The sequence below is a fragment of the Bradyrhizobium sp. SHOUNA76 genome (genome assembly GCF_023006445.1).
In the GTDB taxonomy this organism is placed as follows: Bacteria; Pseudomonadota; Alphaproteobacteria; order Rhizobiales; family Xanthobacteraceae; genus Bradyrhizobium.
In genome coordinates this window covers 1-7,963 of record NZ_JALBHA010000302.1, presented here as the reverse complement: position 1 = coordinate 7,963, position 7,963 = coordinate 1, and the positions used below count along the sequence as shown (strand labels likewise).

9 protein-coding genes and 1 pseudogene are annotated in these 7,963 nt (G+C 64.4%); 8 read left to right on the top strand and 2 right to left on the bottom strand.

Translation table 11 applies throughout. The features are described from left to right. On the top strand, positions 1-728 hold a 728-nt coding region (locus MOV74_RS25235; protein WP_246928852.1), incomplete at its 5' end, for an MFS transporter. 64 nt (positions 729-792) lie between these two features. Then, on the top strand, positions 793-1,008 hold the full coding sequence (locus MOV74_RS25230) for a hypothetical protein (RefSeq protein WP_246928839.1): 216 nt from the start codon (positions 793-795) through the stop codon (positions 1,006-1,008). Between the two features lie 72 nt (positions 1,009-1,080). On the opposite strand, the gene queF is transcribed toward MOV74_RS25230, so the two are convergent. Further along, on the bottom strand, positions 1,081-1,533 hold the full coding sequence (gene queF / locus MOV74_RS25225; RefSeq protein ID WP_246928837.1) for a preQ(1) synthase: 453 nt from the start codon (positions 1,531-1,533) through the stop codon (positions 1,081-1,083). Between the two features lie 50 nt (positions 1,534-1,583). Further along, positions 1,584-2,561, bottom strand: a complete 978-nt coding sequence (locus MOV74_RS25220) for a lyase (RefSeq protein WP_246928829.1) — start codon at positions 2,559-2,561, stop codon at positions 1,584-1,586. A gap of 176 nt (positions 2,562-2,737) precedes the next feature. On the opposite strand from MOV74_RS25220, the gene eno reads away from it, so the two are divergent. The 6 genes and pseudogenes from eno to MOV74_RS25190 form a co-directional block, all read left to right on the top strand. Beyond that, positions 2,738-4,021: a phosphopyruvate hydratase gene (gene eno / locus MOV74_RS25215; RefSeq protein ID WP_246928827.1), complete on the top strand. Its 1,284-nt coding sequence runs from the start codon at positions 2,738-2,740 to the stop codon at positions 4,019-4,021. 44 nt (positions 4,022-4,065) lie between these two features. Beyond that, positions 4,066-5,199: a zinc-binding dehydrogenase gene (locus MOV74_RS25210; protein WP_246928826.1), complete on the top strand. Its 1,134-nt coding sequence runs from the start codon at positions 4,066-4,068 to the stop codon at positions 5,197-5,199. A 118-nt stretch (positions 5,200-5,317) separates the two neighbouring features. Continuing rightward, positions 5,318-6,316, top strand: coding sequence for an MBL fold metallo-hydrolase (locus tag MOV74_RS25205; RefSeq protein WP_246928824.1), 999 nt, complete (start codon positions 5,318-5,320; stop codon positions 6,314-6,316). A 181-nt stretch (positions 6,317-6,497) separates the two neighbouring features. Continuing rightward, on the top strand, positions 6,498-7,049 hold the full coding sequence (locus tag MOV74_RS25200; RefSeq protein WP_246928822.1) for an NADPH-dependent FMN reductase: 552 nt from the start codon (positions 6,498-6,500) through the stop codon (positions 7,047-7,049). A 181-nt stretch (positions 7,050-7,230) separates the two neighbouring features. Then, entirely contained in the window at positions 7,231-7,548 is a 318-nt protein-coding gene (locus MOV74_RS25195; protein ID WP_028141594.1) for a septum formation initiator family protein, read from the top strand. A gap of 215 nt (positions 7,549-7,763) precedes the next feature. Next, a pseudogene (locus MOV74_RS25190) lies at positions 7,764-7,963 on the top strand (sigma-54-dependent Fis family transcriptional regulator); the annotation flags it as partial.

Here is a 7,963-nt window from a genome sequence, read left to right as displayed (position 1 = left end):
TGATCGGCGACTTTCTCGGCTGGCGCGGCGTGCTGGCGGTGCTCGGTGTGCTCGTGATCGTGGCGTCGATCGCGGTCGCCGCCGGCTTCCGCGGCGCCAAGGTCAAGCATCCGCCGAAGACGAGCCTGTCGGCGCTCAAGGCCGGCTATCGCACCATCTTCACCAATCCGAATGCCTATGTCTGCTATTCGGCGGTGTTCATCGAAGGCTGCTGCGTGCTCGGCCTGTTTCCCTACATCGCCTCGTTCCTGTTCGAGCTCGGACAGACCTCGCTCTCGATCGCCGGCATTGTCATCGCGGGCTTTGCGGTCGGCGGGCTGTTCTACACGCTGACGGTGTCGCGCCTGCTGCCCTGGCTGGGCGTGAAGGGCATGATGATCTCCGGCATGACGCTGGTGGCCTCGCAGCTCATTGCCGTCGCCTTCGGCCCGCGGTGGGAGGTGCAGGCGCTGAGTCTCATCGTGATGGGATGGGGCTTCTACATCGCCCATGGCTGTCTGCAGGTCTTCGCCAGCGAGCTCTCGGTCGAGGCGCGCGCCACCGCGCTGTCGCTGCATTCGTTCTTCTTCTTCATGGGGCAGACCGTGGGACCGCTCGCCTATGGCTTCGGGCTCCAACATGCCGGCAAGATGCCGACCCTGTTCGCGAGCGCAGTGATCATGGTGGTGCTGGGCGTTGTCTGTGCCCGGCTGCTCAAGCCGCGGGCGCCGTCCGACGCGCGCAACTGACGAAAGTGCCCAGAAACCCTGCAACTAAATCGGACGTCCTGCCCTCGGCATGCTACAGCCGGGGATGACAAAGTTCCTGATCGCCGCGCTGCTCGCCATGGGTCCGGTCGCCGCGCAGACGTCTCAAGCGCAGCCCAAGCCATCCGTGACGGATCGCGAGCAGGTGCAAGCCGACCGCGCGAAAGCGGCTGCCGAGGAAAAGAACGCGCCGACCACGCGTCCCTGGGATCGAGATGCCAACGGCAAACGTCCCTGGGAAAGGTCATCCATCTCCAACTAGCGCGTCGCTGCGTTCGCTTTGAGTTCGACCACACGCGCCGCGATCATGGTCGTGCTTGGCCTCTTCTGCGGCTCAGCCGCGCCCGCGATAGGACGCGACACCTTGCTCGGGCACCCATAGGCCCTTCGGCACGCGGCCGGTCTGCCAGAACACGTCGATCGGAATGCCGCCGCGCGGATACCAATAGCCGCCGATGCGCAGCCATTTCGGCTTGATCTCGGATGCGATGCGCTTGCCGATCATCACGGTGCAGTCCTCGTGGAAGGCGCCGTGGTTGCGAAAGCTCGCGATGTAGAGCTTGAGCGATTTCGACTCCAGCAGCCACGCACCTGGCGCGTAGTCGATCATCAGATGCGCGAAATCCGGCTGACCCGTGACCGGGCAGAGCGAGGTGAATTCCGGCACGGTAAAGCGCACCAGATAGTCGGTGCCCTTTTGCGGATTGGGCACGCGGTCGAGCTGAGCGTCTTCCGGTGTGTGCGGCCACTCGACCGAACGGCCGAGCTGGAGGGATTTCTTCGCCATCGTCGTCACATCCTGTTTCAATGCCGGGATGGACGCAATCGCGGCTGCCGTCAACCGGCGGCGATCGTCTGAATCAGCACAATGCGGTCGTTGCCGGACTCGCAGCCCCAGAGCTCGCCGGGCCTGCCGTCGAGCTGGCGCACGGCGGCATTCGGTTTGTCGCTGGCGAACACGTTGAAGCGCTCGGTGGCGGGGTCGAAGCGCACGATGGCGTTGGCGGAGAAGTCGGTCAGCCAGACCTTGTCCTTGTCGTCGACATAGACTGCGTAGGCGCGGGGGCGCTCGCCCGGCAGCTTCCACGTCTTCCACGACCCATCGGCGGGATCGTGCATCGAGACGTGGCCGCTATTCCACTCGCTGACCCAGATCCGGCTCTTCGAATCCGACCAGACCCGGCGCGAGCCCGCGCCCGGCGTCGGCGGATCGACCATTGCGGCATCACCCGTCGCGCGGTCGATCTTCGCGATGTAGCTGCCGGCAAGGGAGGCGTACCAGATATCGCCCTTGGGAGTGACCGTGATGCCGTAGGGGCCAACGCCCTTGGGCGCCCTGAACACGTTCATGTCGCCGGACTTCGGCGCGAGGCGGCCGTAATAGCCGGACTGGCCGGTGAACCAGTAGATGCCGTCCTTGTCGAACACGCCGGTGTTGAGATTGGCGCTAGCGAACTTTTCCGGCAGGCGGAACAGCTTGACCGTGAGGTCGGACGGATCGACCCGCGCGATTGCGTTCTGACCGCCCTCGGTAATCCAGGGCGCGCCGTCGGGACCGATGGTCACGCCATGCGGAGCTGCGCCCTGACCGAGGCTGACCGTCTTGAAACGGCCATCTCGGGGATCGAGCCTGCCGAGCAGGCCTTTACCCTGCGCCGTGAACCAGACCGAACCGTCGGGGGCGGGCGCGAGATCGTGCAGGCCAATGCCGGCACTGATCGGGAAGTATTTCGTCCGGAACGGGCCCTCCTGGGCAAAACCTGGGCGGACCACCAACAGGGCGGCACTCGAGGCGAGAAACTGGCGGCGATTCATGGCGTTACCCCGGCTGGTTCAGATTGAGGTTGGACGCGCAGATCAGTTGAATTCAAGCTTAGCCCCGGCCGCTGCACGCGTCAGTCGAAGCACGCGGTCCAAGCGTTCACATTTGCTTGCGGCCCGTGTAAGACCCGCGGCGAACCGATCAAACCTAACGAACGGAAGTGCACATCATGACCGCCATCATTGACATCATCGGCCGCGAAATCCTCGATAGCCGGGGCAATCCCACCGTCGAGGTCGATGTCGTGCTGGAGGATGGCGCGCTCGGCCGCGCTGCCGTGCCCTCCGGCGCGTCTACGGGCGCTCATGAGGCCGTGGAACTGCGCGACGGCGACAAGGCCCGCTATCTCGGCAAGGGCGTCACCAAGGCCGTCGGTGCCGTCAACGGCGAGATCTTCGAGGCCCTGAGCGGCCTCGACGTCGAGCAGCAGGCCCAGATCGACCAGATCATGATCGACCTCGACGGCACGGCGAACAAGAGCCGGCTCGGGGCCAACGCCATCCTCGGCGTCTCGCTCGCCTGCGCCAAGGCGGCCGCGAACTCGCTCGACATGCCGCTCTACCGTTATGTCGGCGGCACCTCGGCGCGCCTGTTGCCGGTGCCGATGATGAACATCATCAATGGCGGCGTGCATGCCGACAACCCAATCGACTTCCAGGAATTCATGATCCTCCCCGTCGGCGCGTCATCCTTCGCCGAGGGTCTGCGCTACGGCGCGGAGGTCTTCCACACGTTGAAGTCCGAGCTGAAGAAGGCCGGCCACAACACCAATGTCGGCGACGAGGGCGGCTTTGCCCCGAACCTGCCGTCGGCCGATGCCGCGCTGGAGTTCGTCATGAACGCGATCGGCAAGGCCGGCTTCAAGGCAGGCTCCGACATCGTGCTCGGCCTCGACTGCGCCTCGACCGAGTTCTTCAAGAACGGCAAATACGTATATGAAGGCGAGGGCAAGACCCGCTCCATCTCCGAGCAGGCCAAGTACCTTGCCGACCTCGTCTCGCGCTATCCGATCGTCACCATCGAGGACGGCATGTCGGAAGACGACATGGACGGCTGGAAGGAGCTCACCGACCTCGTCGGCACGAAGTGCCAGCTCGTCGGCGACGACCTCTTCGTCACCAACGTCAAGCGCCTCGCCGACGGCATCAAGGCTGGCCGCGCCAACTCGATCCTGATCAAGGTCAACCAGATCGGCACGCTGACCGAGACGCTCGCCGCCGTCGAGATGGCGCACAAGGCCGGCTACACCTCGGTGATGTCGCACCGCTCGGGCGAGACCGAGGATTCCACCATCGCCGACCTCGCGGTCGCCACGAACTGCGGTCAGATCAAGACCGGCTCCCTTGCACGGTCCGATCGCACCGCCAAATACAACCAGCTCCTGCGCATCGAGCAGCAGCTCGGCAAGCAGGCGCTCTACGGCGGCAAGGCGGCACTGAAGGCGCTGGCATAAGCCAGCGCCTCGACTCGCGAACAGACCGACAGGGGAGGATCGACATGAGCGACGGCAAGTCCGGACTGCAACTGCGTTCGCTGCTCAAGAAGAGCGGCGAGCTGGAATTGTCCCTCGTGGATGTCCCGACGCCGGAGCCGGCCGACGACGAAGTCGTGGTCCGCGTTGAGGCGACCCCGATCAACCCCTCCGATCTCGGGCTCCTGATCGGGCCGGCCGACATGTCGGCCGCCAAGGCCTCCGGCACGAAGGAGATGCCGGTCATCACGGCGAAAATGCCGGAGGCTGCGATGCGGATGATGGGAGCCCGGCTCGATCAGTCGCTGCCGGTCGGCAACGAGGGCGCCGGCACGGTGATCCAGACCGGCTCGTCGGACGCGGCGAAAGCCCTGATGGGCAAGACGGTGTCGATGATCGGCGGCGCGATGTACACGCAGTACCGCGTGCTGAAGGTCCGCGACGTCATGGAGCTGCCGGCGGGCACCACGGCCGCGGACGGTGCGTCCTGGTTCGTCAATCCGCTGACCGCGCTCGGCATGACTGAGACAATGCGCCGGGAGAACCACAAGGCGCTTGTGCACACGGCGGCTGCGTCCAATCTCGGCCAGATGCTCAACAAGATCTGCATCAAGGACGGCATCGGGCTCGTCAACATCGTCAGGAGCAAGGAGCAGGCCGACATCCTGCACAAGATCGGCGCCAAGCACGTCGTGGATTCCAGTGCGCCTGATTTCATGGACGATCTCACCAATGCGCTGGTCGAGACCGGCGCCACGATCGCCTTCGATGCCATCGGCGGCGGCAAGCTGGCGAGCCAGATTCTGACTGCCATGGAAGTCGCGGCCAACAAGACCGCGAAGGAATACAGCCGCTACGGCTCCAACGTGTACAAGCAGGTCTACATCTACGGCAGCCTCGACAATCGGCCGACCGAACTCGCCCGTTCTTTCGGCCTGACCTGGGGCGTCGGCGGCTGGCTGCTGACGCCGTTCCTCCAGAACATCGGTCCGGCCGAGATCGGTCGCCTGCGCCAGCGCGTCGCGTCCGAGCTCAAGACCACTTTCGCCAGTCACTACACCAAGGTGGTCTCGCTGACCGAGGCGCTCGATCTCGCCAACGTCGCGGTGTACGCCAAACGCGCCACCGGCGAAAAATTCCTCATCAACCCGAATAAATAATCGTGATCTGCGACGGCAGGTTACCGAAGGAAGGTCTTGCCTTCTGAGCGCAGCCGGAGATTATTCCGCCGCCATTGCAAGCGGAGAAACCGCGGGGCGCTCAGAAGGGGACCTCTCCATGACTGATCTCAATCGCCGTCATTTGCTCACAGGCGCCGCCGCCCTCAGCGCGGCTGCCGTATCCGGCTTCGTGCCGACCGCGGCCAATGCCTCAGTGCCGCCGACCGGCACGCAAGCGCCGGGCTTCTACCGCTACAAGGTCGGCAGCTACGAGTGCACCTCGATCAATGACGGCGCGCGCACCTTCCCGATGCCGGACAAGTTCGTCGCCAATCTGTCGAAGGACGAAGCGCTGGCCGCGGGCGAAGCAGCCTACATGCCGAAGGGCATGGTCACGGTGCCGTTCAACCCGCAGCTCATCAACACTGGCTCCAAGCTGGTCCTGATCGACACCGGCAACGGCATTGCGAATTTCGAGGCGAGCAAGGGCGCGGTCGGCCGCACGCTGCAGAATCTCCAGGCTGCCGGCGTCGAGGCGAAGAGCATCGACATCGTGCTGCTCTCGCATCTGCACCCCGATCACACCAACGGCATTCGCCTTGCCGACGGCGGGCTCGCATTCCCCAATGCCGAGATCATGGTGCCGGGCAAGGACTGGGAGTTCTGGACCAGCGAGGAGAACGCGGCCAAGGCCGAGTCCAATCCGATGATGAAGAACTACTTCGCCAACGTGAAGAAGACCTTCGCCGGCCTCGAGTCCAAGGTCACCAAATACGAGTGGGGCAAGGAGGTCGCGCCCGGCATCACCTCGATCGCAACCCCGGGCCATACGCCGGGCCACACCTCGTTCGCTGTCGCCTCTGGCGATGCCAAGGTGCTGATCCAATCCGATGTCACCAACATCCCGGAATTCTTCCTGCGCAATCCCGACTGGCACGTGATGTTCGACTACGACGCCGCGCTGGCGCAGGACACGCGCTACAAATTCTACGACATGGCGGCGGCGGAGAAGGCGACCGTGGTCGGCTTCCACTTCACGTTCCCTTCGGTCGGCCACGTCCAGAAGGACGGCGCGAAGTACCGCCTGATCCCGTCGGCGTGGAATCCGACGATCTGATCTGAATTAGACATGTGCGCGAAAGATCGGGCCGCCGCTTGGCGGCCCGGTTGTCTTGGGCGACCATCTGCTTTCGCGAAACGCTGCGTTTCCAAATTGGACCGGTCCATGCACTTGCATCCATCGATCCGGATCGCTTAAGTGCCGCGCGGCACTTCCCTCAAGGTTTCAAGGACAACCCATGGCCTACAACATCGTCACGATCGCCGGCAGCCTGCGCAAGGAGAGCTTTTCGCTGAAGATCGCCAACGCGCTGGCAAAGCTTGCGCCTGATACCCTCAAGCTCGAGGTCATCACGCCGGCGGGCATCTCGTTCTTCAACCAGGACCTCGAGGGTGCGCCGCCCGCGGACTGGCTGGCCTTCCGCGACAAGCTCCAGAAGTCGAATGGCGTGCTGTTCATCACCCCCGAATACAACCGCTCGATCCCGGGCGTCCTCAAGAACGCCATCGACGTCGCCTCGCGCCCCTATGGCAAGAGCTCGCTCCTCGGCAAGCCGGTCGGCATCATCTCGAACTCGCCGGGACCGCTCGGCGGCGTCAGCGCGGCCAAGCATCTGCAGAACATCCTGCCGGGCATTTCCGGTTCGCTGCTCCAGCAGCCTGAAATCTACCTGAACGCCGTCGGCGATGCGTTTGATGCAAACGGAGATCTGACCAAGGACTCCCTGAAGACGGTGCTGCAGCAGTACATCAACGCCTTCGCCGCGCATGTGGCGAAGCACCAGGGCTGAGCACGTACTCTCTCCGTGATGGCCGGGCTTGTCCCGGCCATCCACGTCTTTGCGGCGCGATCAAGAACGTGGATGCCCGGGCCTTCGCCGCGCCGAAGCCGGCTTCGGCCGCGCAGGCGGGGCAAGCAAAGTGGCGCGGCCGATTAGCACTCCCTTAACCAACCTGTCTCATCTTCCCAAGATGGTCTCCCGCGCGCGCCTGAAATCGATCCTGACCGGCCTTGCCCTCTACGCGATGGCGGCGGCCATCGTCGGCTATTTCGGCGTCAACGCCTATACCGGCAAATACGGCCTCAACGCCCGCCAGGAACTGGACCAGGAGATCATCGCCCTGACCAGCGAGCTGGCCCAGCTCAAGCGCGAGCGGGCCAGGAGCGAGCAGCGGGTGTCGCTGCTGCGGTCCGAGCGGATCGACCCCGACATGCTGGACGAGCGGGCGCGCTTCCAACTGGACTACGTCAATCCGCGCGATCTCGTTCGGATGATCCCGGCGAAGTAGCGTTTTCGGCAGCTTTTGAAATCGACCCGAAAGCCGTTGCCGAAATCCGACCACCGCGTCCGTGGCTCCTGCGAAGGTCGTAAGTCCGGAACCCACCGGTTGCCTTGACGGCAGTGCGTCAGCGGGCTCATGGCTTCCGTGGCGCTCGCCGAAGTTGACGCAGATCAATCAGGCAGCGCCGGCCCGTTCTAGTCTGCCATCCGGAGGAAACAGTGATGAATGGGACAATGCCCCGGCATCACGCGGCCCGTGTCGAGGCCGCCATCGCGTCAGGTCAGGCGGCACGATCCGCGCTGGTGGCCTCGTGGCGCCGTTCGTCCAGATTGCATCATCTCGATCCCGGCGGTCGCACCTCGCCGATGCGGCTGACCGAAGCCGAGCTGCACCAGGCGCGCGAACGCGTCGCGCCGCTCCT

Bases quoted from the DNA above. Each gene is read 5' to 3' on its own strand.
- MOV74_RS25230 (WP_246928839.1), top strand. From the start codon at position 793: ATGACAAAGTTCCTGATCGCCGCGCTGCTCGCCATGGGTCCGGTCGCC.
- MOV74_RS25210 (WP_246928826.1), top strand. From the start codon at position 4,066: ATGAGCGACGGCAAGTCCGGACTGCAACTGCGTTCGCTGCTCAAGAAG.
- MOV74_RS25220 (WP_246928829.1), bottom strand. From the start codon at position 2,561: ATGAATCGCCGCCAGTTTCTCGCCTCGAGTGCCGCCCTGTTGGTGGTC.
- MOV74_RS25205 (WP_246928824.1), top strand. From the start codon at position 5,318: ATGACTGATCTCAATCGCCGTCATTTGCTCACAGGCGCCGCCGCCCTC.
- eno (WP_246928827.1), top strand. From the start codon at position 2,738: ATGACCGCCATCATTGACATCATCGGCCGCGAAATCCTCGATAGCCGG.
- queF (WP_246928837.1), bottom strand. From the start codon at position 1,533: ATGGCGAAGAAATCCCTCCAGCTCGGCCGTTCGGTCGAGTGGCCGCAC.
- MOV74_RS25200 (WP_246928822.1), top strand. From the start codon at position 6,498: ATGGCCTACAACATCGTCACGATCGCCGGCAGCCTGCGCAAGGAGAGC.
- MOV74_RS25195 (WP_028141594.1), top strand. From the start codon at position 7,231: ATGGTCTCCCGCGCGCGCCTGAAATCGATCCTGACCGGCCTTGCCCTC.